The organism is Pseudomonas soli (genome assembly GCF_900110655.1).
Classification (GTDB): domain Bacteria; phylum Pseudomonadota; class Gammaproteobacteria; order Pseudomonadales; family Pseudomonadaceae; genus Aquipseudomonas; species Aquipseudomonas soli.
Genome location: NZ_FOEQ01000007.1, coordinates 247,154 through 269,680 on the forward strand (window position 1 = coordinate 247,154; position 22,527 = coordinate 269,680).

The window sequence follows — 22,527 nt, forward strand, 5'->3', positions numbered from 1 at the left end:
CATGAACCTGCACCCGAACCTTCGCCACAGCCTGCTCGCCAGCGCCCTGCTGCTGGCCGGCGGCCTTGCCCAGGCCGCCGAGCCCGAGATGGCCAAAGGGCTGCAACAGGCCAAGACCTATACCGTCTCCAGCGCGCCGATCGAGCCGCTGAAGATGGACCCGCCCAAGCTGCCCGACCTGTCCGGCTACACCGCCCAGGCCGTGCAGCAGAAGATCGACCGCCAGCACAAGGGCAAGGTCAGCGTGCGCCGCATGCTCCAGGAGGACACCCTCAAGGAGTTCATCGGCGGCGACAACAAGGGCGCCGAGTGGGTCCGCCGCCAGCACGGCATCCCCCAGGCGATCTTCGTCGATGACGGCCACGTCGACCTGGTGGAGCTGAGCAAGAAAGTGCCCAGCCAGTACCTGCGTGAAACCGCACCTGGCGTGTACCTGGCGCGCCTGCCGATCGTGGTCGGGCGCAAGGGCGTGCTGGAGATCGACGGCAAGGTCAAGGAGCTGCGCCTGTCCGAGGAAGGCGGCTCGTTCATCGTCAACGACGGCAAGCTGTTTGTCAGCGACACCCAGGTCACCGGATGGCGCGAGCAGGCCAATGGCCCGGCGACCTTCCGCAAGCCCGATGAATTTCGCCCGTTCCTGCTCAGCTGGGGCGGCACCGAGACCTATATTGTCAACAGCAAGATGGCTAGCTTCGGCTACGCCAAATCCAAGTCCTATGGCGTGAGCATCTCGCAGTACACGCCGAACATGGCCAAGCAGATGGGCCGCCCGGAACCCACCGGCTGGATCATCGGCTCCGAGTTCAGCGACATGTGGTACGGCTTCTACTGCTATGAGACCAGCGACTTCGTGGTCAAGGACAGCACCTACCGCGACAACATCGTCTACGGCATCGACCCCCACGACCGTTCGCACCGCCTGATCATCGCCGGCAACACCGTGTACGGCACCAAGAAAAAGCACGGGATCATCGTCTCCCGTGAGGTCAACGACAGCTGGATCATCAACAACAAGAGCTACGACAACAAGCTCTCGGGGGTGGTGATCGACCGTAACAGCGTCAACAACCTGATCGCCTACAACGAGATCTACCGCAACCACACCGACGGCATCACCCTGTACGAGAGCGGCGACAACCTGATCTGGGGCAACAAGCTGATCAACAATCGCCGCCACGGCATCCGCGTGCGCAACAGCGTGAACATCCGCCTGTACGAGAACGTCGCCATGGCCAACGGCCTGGTGGGCGTATACGGCCACATCAAGGACCTGTCCGACACCGACCGCGACATTGCCCTCGACCCGTTCGATACCAAGGTGTCGCTGATCGTGGTCGGCGGCGAGCTGGCGGCCAACGGTTCAGGTCCGCTGTCGATCGATTCGCCGCTGTCGGTGGAGCTGTACAAGGTGTCGATGCTGATGCCGCGCAAGGCCAACGGCATCAGCTTCAACGGCGTGCTGGGCGAGCGCCAGGACGAAATCCTCGACCTGCTGGTGCGCCAGCAGAAGGCCGTGCTGATCGACCCGGTCGAACGCCAGACCGAAATGATCGACTAAGGAAGCCCAGACCATGACTCCACACCTGATGAAACTGCTGGGCCTGTCCGCCGCCCTCCTGGCCATCAGCCAGGGCGTGCGCGCCGAAGACGTCCAGGCACCGACCTTCAGCGCCGAACCTTGCTGCCAGCTGTGCCCCGAGGCCCACGATGCCAGCCGCTACACCACGCGCTACCAGCAGAACTTCACCACCCTGGTGCAAGCCCAGGGCGACTGGCTGTTCCGTACCCGTGAGGACCTGCGCACCGAGTTCGACACCACCCCGGGTGGCTACAAGCGCCTGCAGCAGGTGCACGACGCGTTCAAGAAGCGTGGCGTCGAGCTGGTGGTGGTGTACCAGCCGACCCGTGGCCTGGTGAACCGCAACATGCTCAACCCCGAAGAGAAGGCCGCCTTCGACTACCAGAAGGCCCTGCGCAACTACCAGGCCATGCTCCAGCGCTTCAGCAAAATGGGCTACAACGTGCCCGACCTGTCGCCGCTGACCAACGAGCAACTGGCCGCCGCCGACCAGGGCAAGGACTTCTACTTCCGCGGCGACCAGCACTGGACACCCTACGGCGCCGAGCGCGCGGCGAAGATCGTGGCCGACACCGTGCACAAGATGCCGGCTTTCGAAGGCATCCCGCGCAAGGAATTCGAGACCAAAAAATCCGGGCGCATGGGCAAGACCGGCACCCTGCACAACGTCGCCGGCCAGCTGTGCGGCACGAGCTATGCGGTGCAGTACATGGACCAGTTCGCCACCGAACCGAAGGGTGCCGCCGGCGGCGACGACCTGTTCGGCGATTCGGGCAACGCGCAGATCACCCTGGTGGGCACCAGCCACAGCGGCAAGAACTACAACTTCTCGGGCTTCCTCGAGCAGTACATCGGCGCCGATGTGCTCAATGTCGCCTTCCCCGGCGGCGGCCTGGAAGGCTCGATGATCCAGTACCTGGGCAGCGAGGAGTTCCAGAACAACCCGCCGAAGATCCTGGTGTGGGAGTTCTCGCCGCTGTACCGCCTCGACCAGGAAACCATCTGGCGGCAGATCCTCGGCCTGCTCGACGACGGCTGTGACGACCGCCCGGCACAGATGAGCGCCAGCGCCACCCTCAAGCCCGGCAAGAACGAGCTGATGGTCAACGGCAAGAACGGCGTGATCAAGGACCTGGTCAACCGCAACCACCAGCTCGACATCAAGTTCGAGGACACCTCGGTGAAGGTGCTGCAGGCCACCCTGTGGTACCTCAACGGCCGCCACGAGGACATCAAGATCGAGAAGCCCGAGACCTCCGACACCGACGGGCGCTTCGTCTTCCAGATGCGCGAGGACGAAGACTGGGCAGGCCAGAACCTGCTCGCCCTGGAGGTCCAAGGGCCAGAAAGCGGTACGCAGAAAGTCGAAGCCAAACTCTGCAAACGCAACAACTTCGCCAGCCCCGCGCAGCACACCGCGCAAGCTGGCCAGTGAGGCGACCATGACCACCATAAGCAGCAAGACCGCACCCGCCCTGCTCGCCCTCGCCCTGTTCGGCGGCGCGGCGCAGGCCGCGCTGGTGCCGCCCCAGGGTTACTACGAGGGCATCGACAAGCTCAAGACCGGCGACGGCAATTTCCGCTGCGAAGCCGCGCCCAAGCCTTATACCGGCGCGCTGCAGTTCCGCAGCAAGTACGAAGGTTCGGACAAGGCCCGGGCGACGCTCAATGTCGCCTCGGAAAAAGCCTTCCGCAAATCCACCGAGGACATCACCACCCTCGAGAAAGGCGTCAGCAAGATGGTCGGCCAGTACATGCGCGATGGCCGCCCGGCGCAACTGGACTGCGCCCTGACCTGGCTCGACACCTGGGCACGCGCCGATGCATTGATGTCCACCGATTACAACCATACCGGCAAATCCATGCGCAAATGGGCCCTGGGCAGCATGAGCGGCTCGTGGCTGCGCCTGAAGTTCTCCAACTCGCAGCCACTGGCGGCGCACCGCGCCGAAGCCGAGCAGATCGAGAAATGGTTCGTGCGCCTGGCGCGCCAGACCGTGCGCGACTGGAGCGACCTGCCGCTGGAGAAGATCAACAACCACAGCTACTGGGCGGCCTGGTCGGTGATGGCCACCGCCGTGGCCACCGACCAGCAAGAGCTGTTCGACTGGGCGGTGAAGGAATACAAGGTCGGCGTCAACCAGGTCGACGAGCAGGGCTTCCTGCCCAACGAGGTCAAGCGCAAGCAACGCGCCCTGGCCTACCACAACTACGCCCTGCCGCCGCTGGCGATGATCGCCAGCTTCGCCCAGGCCAACGGCGTGGACCTGCGCAAGGAAAACAACTTCGCCTTGCAACGGCTTGGCGAAGGCGTGCTGGCCGGCGCCCGCAACCCTGTTCATTTCAACACCCGCGCCGGCGTGAAGCAGGACCTCAAGGACCTGAAGATCGACAGCAAGTACGCCTGGCTCGAGCCGTGGTGCGCGCTGTACCAGTGCGTCGGCGACACCCTAGAGCGCAAGCATGACATGCAGCCGTTCAACAGCTTCCGGCTGGGTGGCGATGTGACGCGGGTCTATGACCCAAAAGCCGAAATGAAGCAGTAAGTCGTTGGGAGCGGGCTTGCCCCGCGATGAGGCCCGAATGGGCAATGGTGTTGGCCCTGCTGACGCCATCGCGGGGCAAGTCGCATCGGCGAACCGCCGCTCCCACAGAGGTATAGGTTTCCCCTGCATTTTCGTGGGGGGTTTGGGGGGCGCTGTGCCCCAGGTGCTGTGCATAACTAGGAGAACCGGGATGGTCTTCTCGTCCAACGTGTTCCTGTTCCTGTTCCTGCCGGTTTTCCTCGGCTTGTACTACGTGAGCGGGAATCGCTATCGCAACCTGCTGTTGCTGGTTGCCAGCTACATCTTCTACGCCTGGTGGCGGGTGGACTTCCTCGCCCTGTTCGCCGGGGTCACCCTGTGGAACTACTGGATCGGCCTGAAAGTGGGCGCCGCCGGCGTGCGCACCAAGCCCGCGCAGCGCTGGCTGTTGCTCGGCGTGGGCGTCGACCTGTGCATCCTCGGCTACTTCAAGTACGCCAACTTCGGCGTCGACAGCCTCAATGCGATCATGACCTCGATGGGGCTGGAGCCATTCATCCTCACCCATGTGCTGCTGCCGATCGGCATCTCGTTCTACATCTTCGAGTCGATCAGCTACATCATCGACGTGTACCGCGGCGACACCCCGGCCACGCGCAACCTGATCGACTTCGCGGCCTTCGTGGCGATCTTCCCGCACCTTATCGCCGGCCCCGTGCTGCGCTTCAAGGACCTGGTCGACCAGTTCAACAACCGCACCCATACCCTGGACAAGTTCTCTGAAGGCTGCACCCGCTTCATGCAGGGCTTCATCAAGAAGGTGTTCATCGCCGACACCCTGGCGGTGGTCGCCGACCACTGCTTCGCCCTGCAGAACCCCACCACGGGTGATGCCTGGCTCGGCGCCCTGGCCTACACCGCGCAGCTGTACTTCGACTTCTCCGGCTATAGCGACATGGCCATCGGCCTGGGCCTGATGATGGGCTTCCGCTTCATGGAAAACTTCAAGCAGCCCTACATCAGCCAGTCGATCACCGAGTTCTGGCGGCGCTGGCACATCAGCCTGTCGACCTGGCTGCGCGACTACCTGTACATCACCCTGGGCGGCAACCGCAAAGGCACCTTCAACACCTACCGCAACCTGTTCCTGACCATGCTGCTGGGCGGGCTGTGGCACGGCGCCAACTTCACCTACATCATCTGGGGCGCCTGGCACGGCCTGTGGCTGGCCATCGAGCGCGCGCTGGGGCTGGACACCAACCCGCAGCGGTTCAACCCGGTGAAATGGGCCTTCACCTTCCTGCTGGTGGTGGTCGGCTGGGTAATCTTCCGCGCCGAGAACCTGCACGTGGCCGCCCGCATGTACGGCGCCATGTTCAGCTTCGGCGACTGGCAGCTGTCGGAAATCAACAGCGCCCAGCTAACAGGCCTGCAGGTCGCGACGCTGGTCGTCGCCTACCTCACCCTGGCGTTCTTCGGCCTGCGCGACTTCTACCGCAATGCCGCGCCGAAACAAGCTCCGCGCACCCCGGTGCAGGTCAATGCCGATGGTTCCCTGGGCCTGGACTGGACCCGGGTCATGACCCGCGCCCTGGTCCTGCTGCTGTTCGCCGCCTCGGTACTCAAGCTCTCGGCGCAGAGCTACTCCCCGTTCCTGTACTTCCAGTTCTGAGGCCTGAATCATGAACCGGACACTTCGCATCACCTATTCATTGACGTTCATGGGCCTGCTCGTCGGGCTGGGCGCATGGTCGGTCGGCGGGCTGGAAAGCTTCAACCGCACCGGGCAGATGACCCTGCTCGACGGCAAGCTGGCCAAGGCCGCCGAAACCCACTACGACGAGCAGTTCCCGATCAAGCGCGTCGGCACCAACCTGTGGGCCGCGCTGGACTTCAAGCTGTTCAACGAAGGCCGCCCTGGCGTGGTGCTGGGCCGCGACCAGTGGCTGTTCACCGACGAGGAATTCAACCCCACCGTCGGCGCGCAGCAACAAATGCAGGACAACCTGGCGCTGGTGCGCGGGGTGCGTGACACACTGCAACGCCAGGGCGTGCAACTGGTGCTGGCGATCGTCCCGGCCAAGGCCCGCCTATATTCCGAATACATCGGCAAAGAGACACCGGCCAGCCTGCACGACGACCTGTTCAACCAGTTCCACGCCCAGGCGCGCCAGGCCAATGTGTTCGCCCCTGACCTGCTGGCACCGCTGGAGCAGGCCAAGGCCCGCGGCCAGGTGTTCCTGCGTACCGACACCCATTGGACGCCGATGGGCGCCGAAGTGGTCGCGCAATCGCTGGCCGAAGCCGTCGACCGCCAGCACCTGCTCACCGGCGAGCCACAGGCGTACATCACCGAGGCCGGCGCCAGCGCGCCCTACAAGGGCGACCTGACCAACTTCCTGCCGCTGGATCCGCTGTTCAGCAACCTGCTGCCCAGCCCCGACACCCTGCAACAACGCAAGACCCATCCGGTGCAGGCCGAGGGCGCCGAGGGTGGCGACGCGCTGTTCGACGACAGCCGCATCCCGGTGGCGCTGGTAGGCACCAGCTACAGCGCCAACCCGCACTGGAACTTCCTCGGCGCCCTGCAGCAGGCCCTGCGCAGCGACGTCGCCAACTACGCCGAAGACGGCCACGGGCCGTTGCTGCCGATGCTCAAGTACCTGCAAAGCGACGCTTTCAAAAATGCCCCGCCACAGGTCGTGGTGTGGGAATTCCCTGAACGGTATCTGCCAATGAAGAACGACCTCAGCGCCTTCGATCCGCAGTGGATCGCACAGCTGAAGAACTCCCGCAAATCCGAAGAAAACCTGGCCCTGTCGTCCAACCGGACGGACCACTGAAGATAGAGAGGAACACGCACATGACCACCAAGACTTCCATTGCCAAAGCCCTCACCCTCGCCGCCGGCCTGTCCCTGGCCTCGATGCAGGCCTTCGCTGGCGCCGATGCCGCCCTCTATGGCCCGAGCGCGCCGAAGGGCTCGACCTTCGTGCGCCTGTACAACGCCGCCAGCAGCCCCACCGCCGCCAGCGTCGGCAACACCCAGATCAAGCAGGTCGGCGCCCAGGCCAGCAGCGACTTCAGCTTCCTGCCCGGCGGCGACTACACCGCCCAGGTCGGCGGCAAGAGCGTGCCGGTCAAGCTGGCCGCCGACAAGTACTACACCCTGGTCAACAACAATGGCGGCAACCCGCAGCTGATCGAGGAGCCACCATTCAAGAACAAGCAGAAGGCCCTGGTGCGGGTGCAGAACCTCAGCGACCAGTCGCTGAGCCTGAAGACCGCCGACGGCAAGACCGAGGTGGTCCAGCCAGTGGCGGCCAAGGGCCGTGGCGAACGTGAAATCAACCCGGTCAAGGTCAACCTTGCCCTGTATGCAGGCGACAAGAAAGTCGGCGACGTCAAGCCCGTCGCCCTGGAGCGCGGCGAAGCGGCCGTGCTGTATGTCACCGGTTCCGGCAACAGCCTGTCGCCGGTGTGGGTAACTCGCCCCGTGGCTAGCAACTGATCCCCCTGCCTCTAAACGACTATTGGAGAAACATGATGATCCCGGTAATTCTTTCTGGTGGTAGCGGTTCGCGTCTGTGGCCTCTGTCGCGCAAGCAGTTCCCCAAGCAGTTCCTGGCGCTGACCGGCGAACACACCCTGTTCCAGCAGACCATCGAACGCCTGGTGTTCGATGGCATGGACACCCCGATCGTGGTCTGCAACAAGGACCACAAGTTCATCGTCCAGGAGCAGTTGGCAGCGCTGAAGCTGGAAACCCAGGCCATCCTCATGGAGCCGTTCGGCCGCAACACCGCGCCGGCGGTGGCCATGACCGCGATGAAACTGGTCAACGAAGGCCGTGACGAGCTGATGCTGGTGCTCCCGGCCGACCACGTGATCGAGGACCAGAAGGCCCTGCAGCGCGCCCTGGCACTGGCCACCGTGGCCGCCGAGCGCGGCGAGATGGTGCTGTTCGGGGTGCCGGCGACCAAGCCCGAGACTGGCTACGGCTACATCCGTTCCAGCCAGGATTCGCTGCTGCCCGAGGGCGTGGCGCGGGTCGCCCAGTTCGTCGAGAAACCCGACGAGAAACGCGCCAACGAGTTCGTCCGCGCCGGCGGCTACTTCTGGAACAGCGGCATGTTCCTGTTCCGCGCCAGCCGTTTCCTGGAAGAGCTGAAAAAGCACGATCCGGACATCTACGACACCTGCCTGCTGGCCCTGGAGCGCAGCGACGAAGACGCCGATGTGCTGAGCATCGACGAAGCCACCTTCGCCTGCTGCCCGGACAACTCCATCGACTACGCGGTGATGGAGAAGACCCAGCGCGCCTGCGTGGTGCCGCTGTCGGCCGGCTGGAGCGACGTGGGCTGCTGGTCGTCGCTGTGGGACGTGCACGAGAAGGACGACAACGGCAACGTCACCAAGGGCGACGTGGTGGTGCAGGACAGCCACAACTGCATGATCCACGGCAATGGCAAGCTGGTGTCGGTGATTGGCCTTGAGAACATCGTGGTGGTCGAGACCAAGGACGCCATGATGATCGCCCACAAGGACAAGGTCCAAGGCGTCAAGCAGCTGGTCAACACCCTCGACGCCCAGGGCCGGACCGAGACCCAGAATCACCTCGAGGTCTACCGCCCGTGGGGCTCGTACGACTCGGTGGACATGGGCGGGCGCTTCCAGGTCAAGCACATCACCGTCAAGCCCGGCGCCAGCCTGTCGCTGCAGATGCACCACCACCGCGCCGAGCACTGGATCGTGGTGTCCGGCACCGCCGAGGTGACCTGCGACGAGAACGTATTCCTGCTGACCGAGAACCAGTCCACCTATATTCCCATCGCCTCGGTGCACCGCCTGCGCAACCCGGGCAAGATCCCGCTGGAGATCATCGAGGTGCAGTCCGGCAGCTACCTGGGCGAGGATGACATCGAGCGCTTCGAGGATGTGTATGGGCGAACTTCCACGCCGGTGGAGCGTGGGGTTTCGGTGAAGACCATCGCGCAGTAAGCCTGGGGCACCTTCGCGGGGCAAGCTCGCTTCCACGCAGTTTTCCGGCGTGGGAGCGGGCTTGCCCCGCGATTGCGTTTTGGAGGCCTGCCCAATTTGCGGCTAGGATGGTCGAACCCCCGCCACCAAGGCCTGCACTCCCATGATCATCGGCGCCCTGCTCATCCTCACCTGGCTGGTCCTGCTGCTGCGCTATCCCGCCAAGGCCTTGCCGATTTCCCTGGCCGCCGTGTGCGGCCTGGGCCTGGTGGCACTAGGCGTGGTCTGGCAGGACACTCGCGAGGCCTCGCAGCTGGCCCGCCTGGACATTCGCCTGAGCTATGCCCCCGACCAGTGCCCCGCCGACCGCGCCCTGCAAGTACGGATGAAGAACGGCAACAAGGTGCCGCTCACCGAGCTGCGCTGGCGCGTGGCCGCCTATGCCCCCGGCGATACCGTGAACCTTGCCGAGAATACCTATGCAGCACCCCGCTACCGTGGTCCCGGCGAATTGCAGCCGGGCGTCGAGTGGAGCGACTGCCTGCCCTTGCCGCCGCTGCGCTCGGGGTATCGGCCGCAGACCCTGGAGTTTCGTGCCGAGCATCTGCAAGGTACATTCGCCAATTGATTCATTGCCTGTACCGGCCCTATCGCTGGCAAGCCAGCTCCCACAGGGGCTTCGGTGATCCCTGTGGGAGCTGGCTTGCCAGCGATAGGGCCGGGCAGGTATTACGACCCTCCCAGACCTAAGGCCTACCCCATGCCCACCGTCCTCATCACCGGTTGTTCCAGCGGCATCGGCCGCGCCCTGGCCGACGCCTTTCGCGATGCCGGCCACGAAGTCTGGGCCACCGCCCGCAAGCCCGACGACGTCGACGCCCTGCTCGCCGCCGGCTTTGCCGCAAGGCAACTGGATGTGAATGACGGCGAGGCACTGACCCGCCTTGCCGACGAGCTGGAAGACCGCCACGGCGGCCTCGATATCCTCATCAACAACGCCGGCTACGGTGCCATGGGCCCGCTGCTCGACGGCGGTGTCGAGGCCATGCGCCAACAGTTCGAAACCAACGTCTTCGCCTTGGTCGGCGTAACCCGCGCGCTGTTCCCGCTGCTGCGCCGCTCCCGTGGGCTGGTGGTGAACATCGGCAGCGTCTCGGGCGTGCTGGTCACCCCGTTCGCCGGCGCGTACTGCGCGTCGAAGGCCGCCGTGCACGGTCTCACCGATGCCTTGCGCCTGGAATTGGCGCCGTTCGGTATCCGGGTGATGGAAGTGCAGCCGGGGGCGATCGCCTCGCAGTTCGCCAGCAATGCCCAGCAACAGGCCGAGCAGGTATTGGCGAGCGATTCCCCATGGTGGCCGTTGCGCGAACAGGTACAGGCCCGAGCGCGGGCGTCGCAGGACCGGCCGACCTCGGCGGCGGTGTTTGCCCAACGCCTGCTGGCCGCCACGCGCAAGTCGCCAGTGCCGGCACTGGTGCGTATCGGCAATGGCAGCACGGCGCTGCCGTTGATGGCCCGGGTGCTGCCACAGAGGTTGCTGGATTGGGTACTACGCAAACGCTTCGGTCTGTTGCGACCGCTCTGACGACACAAGGCATCGTGGGAGCTGGCTTGCCCCGCGATGCCTTTCAAACCTGATCGAACGCCTGCCAGCCGCCGCCCAGCGCCTTGTATAGCCCGACCAACGCCTGCGACACCGCCGCCGAGCTGTCGATCCACTGCTCTTCGCTGGCCAGCAGCGCACCCTGCACCGTCAGCACGTTGAGAAAGTCCACCGCCCCTTCCATATACTGGCGCTGCGCGGTCTCCAGGGCGATGCGGTTCTGCCGCACCGCCTCGGCCAGATGATCACGGCGCAGCTGGCTGGCGTTGTACAGGCGCAGCACGTCGTCGATCTCGTGCCAGGCACCGAGCACCACCTTGCGGTAGTTCAGCGCCGCCTCCTGCTGCTGCGCCTCGCGCAGCTCCAGGGTGCCCTTGAGCCGCCCGCCCTCGAAGATCGGCAGCGACAGTTGCGGGCCGAAGGCGAACCGGCGCGAATCCCAACCACCGAAATCGGACAGTTGCATGGCCTGGAAACCGACACTCCCGGACAAGCGGATGCTCGGGTAGAAGTCCGCCTTGGCCACGCCGATGCTGGCGGTGGCGGCATGCAGGCGCGCCTCGGCCTGGCGAATGTCCGGCCGGCGCTCGGCCAGCTCCGAAGGCACGCCGATGGCGAAACGCTGCTGCGGCGCGGGCAGCTCGCCGCCTTGCAGCAGCTCACGCTGCAGGCTGCGTGGCGGTTCGGCGGCGAGCAGGCCGAGGGCGTTGATCAGGTCGTCGCGACGGGCTTCCAAGGTCGGCAGGCGCGCCTCGATCGAGGCCACCTGGGCGCTGGCTTGGGCCACGTCGAGGCGGGTGGCTACCCCTTCCGCCTGGCGGCCTTCGGACAACTTCAGGCTGTGACGGGCAACCTTGAGGTTGTCCTGGGTAATGTCCAGGGTGTGCTGCACGGCACGCAACTGGATGTAGTTGCCGGCGGTTTCCGCAAGCAAGGCCAGCAGCACGCCCCGGCGATCGTTCTCCGCCACCTCGACGCTCGCGTCGGCGGCCTCGACCTGGCGGCGTACACGCCCCCACAGGTCCAGTTCCCAGCCGGCCACCAGGTCGCCTTGCCAGAGGTTGTACGCCGACTTGCCAGACTTGCCGGACGGGTCGTTCAGCCCCTCGGCGCTGTTGCGCGCACGGCTGTACCCGGCGTTCACGTCCACCGCCGGCAGCTCGTCCGCCGCCACGCTGCTGCGCAGGGCGCGGCTTTGCAGCAGGCGGGCACTGGCCATGCGCAGGTCGAGGTTGCGCTCTGTGACCTTCTGGATCAGCACGCTCAGGCGCGGGTCGTGGAAGCTGTCCCACCAACGCAGTTCCAGCGGTTCGGCCACCGGCTGGCTGGACGCGGCAGCGCCTTGCAGCTCGGCCCAGTCCTTGGGCGCCTCGCTGTCCGGACGGTGGAAGTCCGGGCCGAGGGTGCAGCCGGCCAGCAGCATGGCCAGCAACAGAGGGCTCAGGCGTCTCATCGCGCAGTCACCTCTTTGCCGGCGAGCGTGTCGCCGTGGGTATCGATGGTCGCTTCCACCGACATGCCCACGCGCAGGCGCGCCAACAGCGGCTGGCCGTCATCGAAGACGATCTTCACCGGAATACGCTGCACCACCTTGGTGAAGTTGCCGGTGGCATTGTCCGGTTTCACGGCGGCGAAGGTCACCCCAGTGGCCGGGGCGATGCTCTCGACACGGCCGTGGAGTTGTTCGCCGGAGAAGGTATCGACACTGATACTGACCGGTTGCCCCGGTTGCACATGGGTCAGTTGGGTCTCCTGGAAGTTGCCGACGATATAGGCGCGCTCCAGCGGCACCACCGACAGCAGCCGCGCCCCCGGATTGACGTAGGCGCCGATGCGCAGGGCGCGCTCGCCGACCATGCCGTCGACCGGCGCGGTGATACGGGTGTAGGACAGGTCCAGGCGGGCTTTTTCCAGCCCGGCTTCGGCACGCTTGAGCTGGCCATCGGCGCTGGCCACCTGGGCGCTGAGGATGTCCACCTGCTTGCGCGTGGCCAGCAGCGCCGCCTGGCTGTTGGCCAACCGCGCACGGGCCTGGTCGACGCCGCTGCGCGCCTGCTGGGCATTCTGCACGGTGCCGGCGCCCTGCTCGGCCAGGCGGCTGTAGCGGGTCACCTCGTGGTCGGCGAAGGCCGCCTCGGCCTGGGCTGCCTTTACCGCCGCCTCGGCCTGGGCGATCAACGAGGCCTGGCGCTCGAGCGTGGCGCGGGCATCCAGGCTCTGCGCCCTGGCCACCAACAGTTGCGCCTGGGCGGCGTCGAGCGCGGCCTGGTAGTCGCGCGGATCGATGGTCGCCAGCAACTGGCCGGCACTCACCTGCTGGTTGTCCTCCACCAGCACCTCCTTGATGAAGCCCGCAACCTTGGGCGCCACCACGGTGTAGTCGGCGGTCACATAGGCGTCGTTGGTGCGCTGGCGGTGATCGCTGTCGAACATCCAGGGGCCGACCAGGGCGGCGAGCACGGCCACGGCGAGTGCCGAGCCGATGAAGAGCGTCTTGCGGTTGTTGGTCATCTTTCTATCTCGAATTCAGCCCCGGCTTTAGGCCACCGCACGCGGTGGGAAGATCCGGGTAGGCACGAAGGGGATCAGGCAGATCATGGCGACGGCGATACCCGCCATCACCAGGTACAGGTCGGCCGAGGTCAGCACCAGGGCCTGTTCATGGATGCGCTTGGCCAGGCCAGCGGCGTTGTCGTCGATCAGCGGCGCGTTGCCCAGGCTGTCGACCAGGTGGTTGGAATGAAAATGCCGGCGCAGGGTGCCAAGGGCATCGAGCAGGCCGCCGGCGATCACCGCCGACAGCCCTTTGATCGTGTTGAACCAGGCGGAGGCGAACGGGCCTTCCTGCGGGGTCATGCCATTGGTGGAGAGCATCAGCAGGGGCAGCACCGCCATCGGCTGGCCGAACACCTGCAGCAGGTAGAAGGGATAGAAGTCGCCGCGAATCCACTGCGAGGTCAGCAGGCTGCTACCCACGCACGATGCCGCCAGCATCGCCAGGCCCGCCGCCAGCACCCAACGGCAGTCCACCGCGCGGATGTTGCACAGCGCTGCGGTGAGCGGCAGGGCGAGCAGCTGCGGCATGGCCACCAGCATCATCAGCGGGCTGGTCTGCGCCGGGCGGTAGCCCTGGATCTGCGCCAGGTACGCCGAAGGAATGCTGCCCACACCGGACAACACCACCAGTACACCGGCCAGGGTCACCAGGGCGAAGCTCAGGTTGCGCCGCGAGAGCATGCGCAACTGGAAGAACGGCAATGGCTCGGACCACTCGTTGTACATGAACAGCACCAGTAACAGCACACCGCCACCGAGCAGCCAGCAGATCAGCGGCGAATCAAACCATCCCCAGCGGTCGCCCAGCGACAGGCCGAGGACGATGCAACTGATCGCCGGCAAGCCAAGCAACACCCCACGCCAGTCCAGTTGCCTGAAGCGCTCCAGGCGCAGCGGATCCTGGGGCAGGCCCCAGCCGACGCAGGCGATTGCCAGCAGCGACGGCAGGATGATCTGCCAGAACGCCCACTGCCAGCCGACGTACTCGGTCCACAGGCCAGCCAGCGGCGTGCCGAGGTTCGGCCCGAAGGTGGCGGTCAGGGCATAGCAGGCCAAGCCATAGACCTTGATGCCCGGCGGCAGGAAGCGCAGCGCCACGCTCATCAGCATCGGCGGCAAGGCGCCCGAGGCGAAGCCCTGCAGCACACGCAGCAACATCAGGCTGTGCAGGTTGGGGGCGAAGGGTTGGATCAGGCCGAGCACGGCAAAGACGCCAACGGCGGTCATGGTGAAGCGGCGCAGCGAGAAGGTGGTGGCCAGCCACGGCGCGAAGGCCATGGCCGAGACCGAAGCGGCGCTGTAAACCGCCAGCAGCCAGGCGCCTTCGTCGGCACCGATGCCCATGGCGCCACGGATGTCGCTCAGGGAAATCTTGGTCACCGCCTCGTTGAGCCCGGCGCACAGCACCGCCAGCAACACGCCGAACAGCCCGACCACCACCCGCAGGCCGAACGCCGTCTGCGCGGGGGCGGCCGGCGCAGGGGCGGCGGCCAGCGCGGCGGAAGGCGCGGTCAGGGAACTCATGGATAGACATCTCCAGCAACATTTTAAGGGCTGGGTGAAGTCTAAGAAGGTCGAATACTGACGAAAACTGACTTGTTGGCAGCTTTATGTTGCGTCAGACGCAATCCAGATTGATTTGCCGGCTATGGAACGCAACACATTGCCCATCAAGGATCGATGCTGCCGCAAGCCTTCAGCGTCTGCCGCAACCAGCGGTGCGCCGGATCATTGTCGAAGCGCGGATGCCAGGCCTGCATCACGTTGACCTTTTCCAGCGGCACCGGGATCTCGAACGAACGCAACGGCAGCTTCAAGCGCTGCACACTGTTGAGGATGTTGGCCGGTATCGGCAGGATCAGGTCCGAATCCGGCAGCGAGAACATCGCCGAATGGAAGCTGGTGGTGATCAGCGCCACTCGCCGCTCCACCTTGCAGTTGGCCAGCGACACGTCGATCGGCCCGTTGGCCCGCCCCCGCCGGGACACGCTGATCTGCGGGTAGGCAGCAAAACGCTCGGGGGTGATCGGCGCATCGAAGATCGGGTGATCCTCACGGGCCAGGCCGACGAAATAGGTGTTGAACAGGCTCTGCACCTTGATCTCCGGCCCCAGTTCGATGGCCGAGCTGATGATCAGGTCGATCTGTCCGTTGCGCAGCACCGCATCGTCATCGCCACTGCCCTCGGGCACGAAACGCAGCACCGTGCGCGGCGCCTGGGCCAGCATCATGCGCAGCAACTGTGCGCCATACAGGGCAATGAACAGGTCGTTGGTGCGGATGTTGAAAGCGCGGTCGAGGTTGGCCAGGTCCACGGCATCGCGGCTGCGAAACACCAGGCCAGCCTGCTCCACCAAGCCATGCACCTGTTCGCGCAGGGCCAACGCTCGCGGTGTCGGCACCAGGCCACGGCCGGCACGCACCAGGATCGGATCGCCCATGGCCTCGCGGATTCGCCCGAGGGTCCGGCTCATCGCCGCCGGGCTCAGGTTCATGCGCTGGGCGGCACCGACCACGCTGCCTTCGTCGAGCAGCACATCGAGGGCGACGAGCAGGTTCATGTCCGGGAGTTGCATGGCCGTTTTCCGTGACAGCTGTGGGAAACGCGATGGTAACAGGTTGGCCGATTGCGTCTGACGCAATGGCGCCGTGCGTGGGGGACCATTTATCCGTAGAGGTCAATGAATCGACAATGGTGTGGCCTCATCGTTGGCAAGCCGCGGCGGCGAACCGCAGTGCCTGCAGGCAGCGCATCTCCCCGCGGGCACCGCGGTTCGCCGTTGCGACTTGCTGGCGATGAGCGCAGCACTGCCATCCATTCTCCAAAGGATTGCCCATGCCCCATCCGGTTCTGATCGCCATCGACGCCTCTCCGGCAGCCGCCAGCCTGCTCACCCTCGCCCAGCGCTACTGCCGCCCCGGCGAGCACACCCTGCATGTGCTGCTGGCCATCGACTCGACCTTCGCCGTGCACGACCACCGCACGGCCTACACCGAAGATGAGTTGGAGGAATACCCCGCCGCCTGCGACGAACAGCAACAGGCCGAGCACGCCGTGAACACCGCCGTGAGCATGCTGCGCGACGCCGGCTTCGACAGCCTGGGCTGCATGGTCGCCGGCCAGCCGGTGGAGGCGATCGTCGCCAAGGCCCGGGAGCTGGAGTGCGAACTGGTCATCATCGGCCACCGCCACCTGTCACGGCTAGGCAGGCTGCTCGATCCGTCGATCAGCGCCAAGGTGATCGATCGGATACAGATACCGGTTCTGGTAGGCGTGCCGACTGAAGTTGGCTGAAGCCCCGCGATAGACTTAGCCCCGCGATGACGTACTCGGATCAGCCCTCGCTCGGCTTGACCACCACGGTACAGGTGGTCCCCGCCGCCAGCAGTAACCCTTCCGGCACTTCATCGATATGGATCCGCACCGGCACCCGCTGCGCCAGGCGCACCCAGTTGAAGGTCGGGTTCACATCGGCGATCAGCTCGCGGCTTTGCGGGTTGTCGCGGTCGTAGATCCCCCGGGCGATGCTCTCCACATGCCCTTTGATACGCTCGCCGCTCATCATCTGCAGTTCGGCCACATCGCCTACCTTGACGTGGGGCAGCTTGGTTTCCTCGAAGAAGCCGTATACCCAGAACGACTGCTCATCCACCACCGCCATCACTGCCTCGCCGGTGCGGGCGTAATCGCCCTTGTGGATGTTCAGGTTGGTCACATAGCCATCGACGGTGGCAACGATCTGCGTGCGCTTGAGGTCCAGTTCGGCGGCGGCCAGCTGGGCCTGGGCGTGCTGGTAGTCGGCCAGGGCGGAGCTGGCGATATTGCTGGCGTCATCGCGGTTCTCTTTCGAGATCACCAGGTTGTCCATGTCGGCGCGGCGCCTGGCGTTGACCTTGCGCATTTCCCAGGTGGCCTTGCGCGAGGCCACCAGCGCCTTGGCCTGCTCCACCGCCAACTGGTAGTGCTCGGGGTCGATGCGGATCAGCACGTCGCCCTTCTTCACCCGCTGGTTGTCCTTGACCGGTACGTCCACCACATAGCCTGGCACATCGGCGGCAACGTTGATGATATCGGCGCGCACCCGGCCGTCGCGGGTCCACGGCGTGGTCATGTAGTGCAGCCACAACTGGCGACCGATCACCACGGCAGCGGTCAGCACCAGGAGGGTGGCGATCAGGCTGAAGAACTTTTTCATTGCAGGATTCTCACCAGTAGAGCGACAGCGCCAGGGCGCCGAAAAGGCAAACGAACAGGCTCAGGCGCAGCAGCGCCGGGTGCCAGAAGAAGCGATAGCCATCATGGCTGGCGATGAACCGGTCCAGGCCCCAGGCCAGGCCCAGGGCGAACAGGAACATCAAGGTCATGGTGGGCATGTACACGCCATGGAAGGCGATCTCGCGGGGCATGGTTTCACGGAGCATCGTGCGATCCTTTCGCCGGAGCCAACGGCGACTGTGGGTCGAGCAGGGAGGAACGGATGAAGTGCAGGTAGCTCTGCGCCCGACGCAACACCGAGGTGTCGAAGTGCCGGGCGAAAGGTTCGTCGGTAGCCTGCACGCGGCTGATGGCATGGTCCACCGCCACCAGGGCGCGTTCGTGGTTGCTGGCGCTGGGTTGCAGGAACAACCGCGCCAGGGCCCGACCCATGACGCGGATGGCCTGGCGCCACGGCTGCGACTCGGCGTAGGCCGGGTGCACCGGGGCGCGGGCCTGCTCCTTGCGCAGCTCGATGATGGCGTGGCCGATCTCCAGCACGGTGAACATCCAGCCCATCAGCTGGCTCTGCACCTGCGGCTTGCCGGCGGCCAGGCCGTAGGCCTGGTGCAGCAGGTCGCGGGTGCGGCTTTCGAAGGCCGAGCCCAAGCCGCGCAGGCGCCCGCCGATGGCGAACAGCACCTGCTCACGCAGCTCCTGCTCCAGGCGGCTCCACAGCCAGCGGCTGTTGGGCGGCAGGATGATCGCCCCGGCTGCGGCGCAGACGAACATGCCGATGACCATGCCGATGTAGTCGTTGATGAAGGTGTAGGGGTCGTAGATCGTCAGGTTGTTCGGCACCGAGCCGATGGCAAAGAACACCAGCAGGCCCAGGCCGTAACCGGCATAGGCCGGGCGCGAGGCGAGGAATGCGCCGAGCACGAACACCGGCGCCAGGACCATGCACAGCAACGCGAAACCGTCGATCCAGGGGAACACGAAGAACGTCTCGAAGAAGCCGACGAAGGCGCCGATCGCCGTGCCGCAGGCCATCTGGAACGCCATGCGCTTGGGGTTCGGCGATGCCGCCGACAGGCCCACGGTGACCGTGGCGATCAGGGTCATCATGCCGCCACTGGGCCAGTCGCTGAGCAGCCAGTAGCTGCCCAGCAGCAACAGCACCGCCGAGGCGCGTACCCCAGCGGCGAGCGATACCAGCCAGCTGGTCTGGGCCACATAAGGTTCGTCCCACTGTTCGCGTTCGTGCTTGTGCACGGCCAGCGAGGCGTGGGTCTCGGCGTAGCTGTACATCTCGTCGACGAAGCGGTACAGCAGCTCGAAGGCGGTATGGAAGTCGAGCAGGTCAGACTCGCTGGGGTTGGTCTGCAGATACTCGGCGCGCAGACCACGCACCTGGGCCTGCAGGCCTTCCTTGTAGGTGCCCAGCTCCAGGGCCAGGCGCAAGGCGTCGGCGTCGGTCAGTGCCCGGCCGACATAGGGCTGCAGCAGCTCGGCCAGGGTTTGCAGGCCGGGTTCGATGGCGCCGACGATCTGCAGCGGGCCACGGGCGCGCAGGCGCTCGAGCAACCGGTGCAGGGCGTTGAAACGCGTGGTGATGGCCATGAATTCGCTGTTCATCCGCACCAGCCGGCCGGAGCGGCGGCGCATGTGCGGGTCTTCGAAGGCGGTGACGTTACGCAGGCTCTCCAGGCCCACCGCCTCGGCAACGAAGCGCACGTTGCTGGTCTCGAAACGGTCGCGCTGGCTGTCGCCGCGCAGGGCCTCGACCACCACCCCGGCGAACACGCCAAAGCGCTGGTACAGGGCGTTGCGCATGGCGGCACTGGCCGACTGCGGCAGGATCGCGGCGCTGACGAAGGTCGAAACGAGAATCCCCAGGGCGATCTCCAGCACCCGCCACACCGCCGCCATGAACGCCTGGTCGGGGTGCTGCAGCACCGGCAGGCCGATCATCGCCGCGGTGTAACCGGCCAGCACGAAACCATAGGCGCGGAAGGTCCGGTAGCGCATGGCGCCCGCCGAGCACAGGCCGACCCACAGGGCCAGGCTGGGCAGGAACAGCTCGGTGTTCTGCGGGAAGATCGCGATCAGCGCGACCATCATCGCCGAGCCGGCCAGGGTGCCGAGCACCCGGTAGAAACTCTTGGCGAACACATGGCCGCTCTGCGGCTGCATGACGATGAACACGGTGATCATCGCCGTGCGCGGCTGCGGCAGCTCCAGGCGCATGGCCAGCCACAGGGTGATGAAGGCGGCGGCCAGGACTTTGAAGATATAGACCCAGGTGACGCCGTCGGTACGCGCCCAGGCAAAGAACCCCCGGCGCCACTCCAGGCTCTGCAGCCAGCGCAAGGGCAAGCTCGATGTGCTCATTCGGCGTGGTCCGGCGTGTCGAAGATGGCCAGGGTGGCGGGTGTTTTCGGTGCGGCCTGGCGCTGTTGATCGGGCACATCCTTGCCCGCCTCCAGGCCGCCGCCCAGGGCAGTGACCAGTTCGGCATGGGCCACCAGGCGCGCGGCCTGCACTTGCTGCTGCACCTGCTGCTGGCGGAACAGCAGGGTCTGGGCGTTCAGCACGTTGAGGTAATCGGTGAGCCCGCGCTGGAAGGCGACGGTGGCGATATCGTAGGTCTTCTGCGCGGCGGCCACGGATTCGGCGGCGAAGTGCGCCTGCTCCTTCATCGACTCGCGGCGGATCAGTTGGTCGGAGATGTTCTGCAACGCGCCGATCACCGTCTGGTTGTAGCGCGCCACGGCCACGTCATAGCCCGCCGAGGCCACGCCCAGTTGCGAGCGCAGGCGGCCACCATCGAAGATCGGCAGGCTGATGGCCGGCCCGACGTTGTAGTTGAACTTGCGCCCGGTGAGGAACTCCAGCGGGCCGCCCCCGGTGGCCATGAAGCCGAGGCCACCGACCAGGTCGACATTAGGGAAGAACCCGGCATGGGCCACGTCGATGCCACGGGCCTGGGCCGCCACCTGCCAGCGGCTGGCGACCACGTCGGGACGCTGGCCGACCAGTTCGGCGGGCAGGTTCGAGGGCAGTTTCAGCGGCGCAGCGAGGGTCAGGGTCGGGCGTTGCAGTTTCGCGCCCTCCCCCGGCCCCTTGCCGGCCAGGGCCGCCAGCTGGTTGCGAGTCAGGGCGATCTCTTCGTCGAGGCTATCGATCTGGCGGTGGGTTTCCGGCAGCGGCGCCTCGGCCTGGCTGACTTCGAAATGGGTACCGATGCCACCGTCGAGGCGACGCTTGGCCAGGGCGACGATCTGCTCCTGCTGCGCAAGCTCCGCCCGCACGATATCGCGCCGGGCGTAATGCAGACTGAGCTGGATGTAGGCGCGCACCACGTTGTTCTCCAGCTCCAGCTGGGCCTGGCGCGCCTCGGCGGCGCTCATGTGCGCCTGGTCCACGGCCTGCTCGCTGGCATTGCGCTCGCGGCCCCACAGGTCTAGGGCGTAGCTCAAGCCGATGGCGGCGTTGTTGTCCCAGGTGTTGGCGCCGGACAGCGCGCCGGGGCCGTAGAACTGATCCTCCGGCCAGTTGTGGCGCTTGAGGGTGGCGTTGCCGTTGGCCTGCAGCTTTTCCGCCGACTCGACCACGCCCGCCATGGCCTTGGCTTCGCGCACCCGCGCGGCGGCCATGGCCATGCTCGGGCTGCCGGCCAATGCCAGTGCGACCCAGTCGTTCAACTGCGCGTCGCCATAGGCGCGCCACCATTGCTGGGCCGGCCAGTGGGCGTCGCGCGCAGCCTCACGGATGGCGTCGTCGGTGGTCAGTTGGTTGGCTTGGAGGGTCTTGCTCTGCGGGGCGATACCCCAGGTTCCGATACAGCCGCTCAAGGTGAGACTAAGGGCACAGGCACTGAGCGCGCTAAGCGCTCTGATGTTGCGACGCGGCACAGCTGCGATTTCCCGAGGAAGAGGTGGAGGGGCCGGGCAATTCTAGGGGCGGGTTTCATTGGCGATAAGCGTATATTCCTGCGAATCTTTGTTACCAAAACAGCGATAATCCGGCTTTAGTCGGAAGCGAAACAGCGTTACTTCATGTCACAATTTTGTCCTCTAAACCGAGAGTGACCCATGGACACCCTGCAAAACATGCGTGCTTTCAGTTGCGTGGCCCAGCTCGGCAGCTTCACCGCTGCCGCGGCGCAACTGGATACGACCACCGCGAACGTGTCGCGGGCGGTCTCCAACCTGGAAGCCCATCTGCAAACCCGCCTGCTCAACCGCACCACCCGGCGCATCGCGCTGACCGAGGCCGGCAAGCGCTACCTGATGCGCTGCGAACAGATTCTTACCTACGTCGAAGAAGCCGAGGCCGAGGCCAGCGATGCCCATGCCCGCCCCGCCGGGCAGCTGAAGGTGCATTCGATGACCGGCGTCGGCCAGCACTTCGTGGTCGACGCCATCGCCCGCTACCGCGAATCGCACCCGGACGTGACCTTCGACCTGACCATGGCCAACCGCGTGCCCGACCTGCTCGACGAGGGCTATGACGTGTCGATCGTGCTGGCCAGCGAGCTGCCGGACTCGGGGTTCGTCTCCCAGCGCCTGGGCATCACCTACAGCATCGTCTGCGCCGCGCCCGACTATGTGGCGCGCCATGGCTTCGCGCACAAGCCCGCCGACCTGCTCAAGCATGCCTGCCTGCGCATGGTCAGCCCGGTGATCCCGCTGGAGAAATGGCTGTTCGACGGCCCCGAGGGGCAGGAGGTGGTCAACATCACCAGCTCGCCGTTCCAGGTGAACTCCGCCGATGCGATGAAGACCGCGATCCGCAGCGGCATGGGCGTGGGTGTGCTGCCGATCTACACCGCCATCGATGGCCTGCGCGACGGCAGCCTGGTGCGGATCCTGCCGCAGTACCGCCTGCAGGAGCTGAACCTGTATGCGATCTACCCGTCGCGCCAGTACCTGGATGCGAAGATCAAGACCTGGGTCGAGTACCTGCGCAACTCGCTGCCGGAGATTCTCGCCGCCCACGAGGCCGACCTGAAAACCCACGAGCTGCTGATCGCCAACTGAAAAAGCCGGTGCATTCGGGCGGGGGACAATGGTAGGTTGCTAAG

The 22,527-nt window shown here is 65.6% G+C and carries 19 protein-coding genes; 11 read left to right on the forward strand and 8 right to left on the reverse strand.

All coding sequences use genetic code 11. The features are described from left to right. Position 1: 1 nt before the first annotated feature. From algG to BMY03_RS17115, 9 genes are all read left to right on the forward strand, one after another. Positions 2-1,558, forward strand: coding sequence for a mannuronan 5-epimerase AlgG (gene algG / locus BMY03_RS17075; RefSeq protein WP_046854234.1), 1,557 nt, complete (start codon positions 2-4; stop codon positions 1,556-1,558). Positions 1,559-1,571: 13 nt separating this feature from the next. Beyond that, positions 1,572-3,014, forward strand: coding sequence for an alginate O-acetyltransferase (locus BMY03_RS17080; protein ID WP_023630479.1), 1,443 nt, complete (start codon positions 1,572-1,574; stop codon positions 3,012-3,014). A gap of 7 nt (positions 3,015-3,021) precedes the next feature. Further along, positions 3,022-4,125, forward strand: a complete 1,104-nt coding sequence (locus BMY03_RS17085) for a mannuronate-specific alginate lyase (RefSeq protein WP_094011733.1) — start codon at positions 3,022-3,024, stop codon at positions 4,123-4,125. Positions 4,126-4,315: 190 nt separating this feature from the next. Then, on the forward strand, positions 4,316-5,776 hold the full coding sequence (locus BMY03_RS17090; RefSeq protein WP_038706781.1) for an MBOAT family O-acyltransferase: 1,461 nt from the start codon (positions 4,316-4,318) through the stop codon (positions 5,774-5,776). A gap of 10 nt (positions 5,777-5,786) precedes the next feature. Next, on the forward strand, positions 5,787-6,947 hold the full coding sequence (locus BMY03_RS17095; protein ID WP_038706782.1) for an alginate O-acetyltransferase: 1,161 nt from the start codon (positions 5,787-5,789) through the stop codon (positions 6,945-6,947). A gap of 20 nt (positions 6,948-6,967) precedes the next feature. Further along, complete coding sequence (locus BMY03_RS17100) at positions 6,968-7,615, forward strand: alginate O-acetyltransferase AlgF (protein WP_038706783.1); 648 nt, start codon at positions 6,968-6,970, stop codon at positions 7,613-7,615. Between the two features lie 35 nt (positions 7,616-7,650). Further along, positions 7,651-9,105: a mannose-1-phosphate guanylyltransferase/mannose-6-phosphate isomerase gene (locus tag BMY03_RS17105; RefSeq protein ID WP_094011734.1), complete on the forward strand. Its 1,455-nt coding sequence runs from the start codon at positions 7,651-7,653 to the stop codon at positions 9,103-9,105. 142 nt (positions 9,106-9,247) lie between these two features. Further along, positions 9,248-9,712: a hypothetical protein gene (locus BMY03_RS17110; RefSeq protein WP_023632535.1), complete on the forward strand. Its 465-nt coding sequence runs from the start codon at positions 9,248-9,250 to the stop codon at positions 9,710-9,712. A 132-nt stretch (positions 9,713-9,844) separates the two neighbouring features. After that, positions 9,845-10,669 (forward strand): SDR family oxidoreductase, encoded by an 825-nt coding sequence (locus tag BMY03_RS17115; RefSeq protein WP_094011735.1) that lies wholly within the window; start codon positions 9,845-9,847, stop codon positions 10,667-10,669. 43 nt (positions 10,670-10,712) lie between these two features. On the opposite strand, the gene BMY03_RS17120 is transcribed toward BMY03_RS17115, so the two are convergent. The 4 genes from BMY03_RS17120 to BMY03_RS17135 all read right to left on the reverse strand — a co-directional run bounded on the left by BMY03_RS17120 (position 10,713) and on the right by BMY03_RS17135 (position 15,819). Beyond that, on the reverse strand, positions 10,713-12,140 hold the full coding sequence (locus tag BMY03_RS17120) for an efflux transporter outer membrane subunit (protein WP_094011736.1): 1,428 nt from the start codon (positions 12,138-12,140) through the stop codon (positions 10,713-10,715). Beyond that, positions 12,137-13,198 (reverse strand): HlyD family secretion protein, encoded by a 1,062-nt coding sequence (locus BMY03_RS17125; RefSeq protein ID WP_094011737.1) that lies wholly within the window; start codon positions 13,196-13,198, stop codon positions 12,137-12,139. The genes BMY03_RS17120 and BMY03_RS17125 overlap by 4 nt, the downstream gene beginning before the upstream one ends. A gap of 27 nt (positions 13,199-13,225) precedes the next feature. Next, positions 13,226-14,767 (reverse strand): MFS transporter, encoded by a 1,542-nt coding sequence (locus tag BMY03_RS17130; RefSeq protein ID WP_094011738.1) that lies wholly within the window; start codon positions 14,765-14,767, stop codon positions 13,226-13,228. 146 nt (positions 14,768-14,913) lie between these two features. After that, entirely contained in the window at positions 14,914-15,819 is a 906-nt protein-coding gene (locus BMY03_RS17135) for a LysR family transcriptional regulator (RefSeq protein ID WP_038706789.1), read from the reverse strand. A gap of 260 nt (positions 15,820-16,079) precedes the next feature. Here BMY03_RS17135 and BMY03_RS17140 point away from each other — a divergent pair, with 260 nt between their 5' ends. Then, complete coding sequence (locus BMY03_RS17140; RefSeq protein WP_094011739.1) at positions 16,080-16,538, forward strand: universal stress protein; 459 nt, start codon at positions 16,080-16,082, stop codon at positions 16,536-16,538. Positions 16,539-16,578: 40 nt separating this feature from the next. Here BMY03_RS17140 and BMY03_RS17145 read toward each other — a convergent pair whose 3' ends face one another. Genes BMY03_RS17145 through BMY03_RS17160 form a run of 4 tightly spaced genes read right to left on the reverse strand, consistent with a single transcriptional unit; the run spans position 16,579 to position 21,355 of the window. Then, positions 16,579-17,439, reverse strand: coding sequence for an efflux RND transporter periplasmic adaptor subunit (locus BMY03_RS17145; RefSeq protein ID WP_094011740.1), 861 nt, complete (start codon positions 17,437-17,439; stop codon positions 16,579-16,581). Positions 17,440-17,449: 10 nt separating this feature from the next. Continuing rightward, on the reverse strand, positions 17,450-17,650 hold the full coding sequence (locus BMY03_RS17150; RefSeq protein WP_008097766.1) for a DUF1656 domain-containing protein: 201 nt from the start codon (positions 17,648-17,650) through the stop codon (positions 17,450-17,452). 4 nt (positions 17,651-17,654) lie between these two features. Then, the gene (locus tag BMY03_RS17155; protein ID WP_094011741.1) at positions 17,655-19,832 is read right to left on the reverse strand and encodes an FUSC family protein; all 2,178 of its coding nucleotides are present in this window, start codon (positions 19,830-19,832) and stop codon (positions 17,655-17,657) included. Then, a complete protein-coding gene (locus tag BMY03_RS17160) occupies positions 19,829-21,355 on the reverse strand; it encodes an efflux transporter outer membrane subunit (protein WP_038706791.1) in 1,527 nt (508 codons plus the stop codon). The genes BMY03_RS17155 and BMY03_RS17160 overlap by 4 nt, the downstream gene beginning before the upstream one ends. A gap of 180 nt (positions 21,356-21,535) precedes the next feature. Here BMY03_RS17160 and BMY03_RS17165 point away from each other — a divergent pair, with 180 nt between their 5' ends. Further along, entirely contained in the window at positions 21,536-22,483 is a 948-nt protein-coding gene (locus BMY03_RS17165; protein ID WP_023632830.1) for a LysR family transcriptional regulator, read from the forward strand. The last annotated feature ends 44 nt before the right edge of the window (positions 22,484-22,527 follow it).

What these genes read in the sequence shown, in the direction of transcription:
- algG (WP_046854234.1), top strand. Translation starts at nt 2, where the DNA reads ATGAACCTGCACCCGAACCTTCGCCACAGCCTGCTCGCCAGCGCCCTG.
- BMY03_RS17080 (WP_023630479.1), top strand. Translation starts at nt 1,572, where the DNA reads ATGACTCCACACCTGATGAAACTGCTGGGCCTGTCCGCCGCCCTCCTG.
- BMY03_RS17085 (WP_094011733.1), top strand. Translation starts at nt 3,022, where the DNA reads ATGACCACCATAAGCAGCAAGACCGCACCCGCCCTGCTCGCCCTCGCC.
- BMY03_RS17090 (WP_038706781.1), top strand. Translation starts at nt 4,316, where the DNA reads ATGGTCTTCTCGTCCAACGTGTTCCTGTTCCTGTTCCTGCCGGTTTTC.
- BMY03_RS17095 (WP_038706782.1), top strand. Translation starts at nt 5,787, where the DNA reads ATGAACCGGACACTTCGCATCACCTATTCATTGACGTTCATGGGCCTG.
- BMY03_RS17100 (WP_038706783.1), top strand. Translation starts at nt 6,968, where the DNA reads ATGACCACCAAGACTTCCATTGCCAAAGCCCTCACCCTCGCCGCCGGC.
- BMY03_RS17105 (WP_094011734.1), top strand. Translation starts at nt 7,651, where the DNA reads ATGATCCCGGTAATTCTTTCTGGTGGTAGCGGTTCGCGTCTGTGGCCT.
- BMY03_RS17110 (WP_023632535.1), top strand. Translation starts at nt 9,248, where the DNA reads ATGATCATCGGCGCCCTGCTCATCCTCACCTGGCTGGTCCTGCTGCTG.
- BMY03_RS17115 (WP_094011735.1), top strand. Translation starts at nt 9,845, where the DNA reads ATGCCCACCGTCCTCATCACCGGTTGTTCCAGCGGCATCGGCCGCGCC.
- BMY03_RS17120 (WP_094011736.1), bottom strand. Translation starts at nt 12,140, where the DNA reads ATGAGACGCCTGAGCCCTCTGTTGCTGGCCATGCTGCTGGCCGGCTGC.
- BMY03_RS17125 (WP_094011737.1), bottom strand. Translation starts at nt 13,198, where the DNA reads ATGACCAACAACCGCAAGACGCTCTTCATCGGCTCGGCACTCGCCGTG.
- BMY03_RS17130 (WP_094011738.1), bottom strand. Translation starts at nt 14,767, where the DNA reads ATGAGTTCCCTGACCGCGCCTTCCGCCGCGCTGGCCGCCGCCCCTGCG.
- BMY03_RS17135 (WP_038706789.1), bottom strand. Translation starts at nt 15,819, where the DNA reads ATGCAACTCCCGGACATGAACCTGCTCGTCGCCCTCGATGTGCTGCTC.
- BMY03_RS17140 (WP_094011739.1), top strand. Translation starts at nt 16,080, where the DNA reads ATGCCCCATCCGGTTCTGATCGCCATCGACGCCTCTCCGGCAGCCGCC.
- BMY03_RS17145 (WP_094011740.1), bottom strand. Translation starts at nt 17,439, where the DNA reads ATGAAAAAGTTCTTCAGCCTGATCGCCACCCTCCTGGTGCTGACCGCT.
- BMY03_RS17150 (WP_008097766.1), bottom strand. Translation starts at nt 17,650, where the DNA reads ATGCCCCGCGAGATCGCCTTCCATGGCGTGTACATGCCCACCATGACC.
- BMY03_RS17155 (WP_094011741.1), bottom strand. Translation starts at nt 19,832, where the DNA reads ATGAGCACATCGAGCTTGCCCTTGCGCTGGCTGCAGAGCCTGGAGTGG.
- BMY03_RS17165 (WP_023632830.1), top strand. Translation starts at nt 21,536, where the DNA reads ATGGACACCCTGCAAAACATGCGTGCTTTCAGTTGCGTGGCCCAGCTC.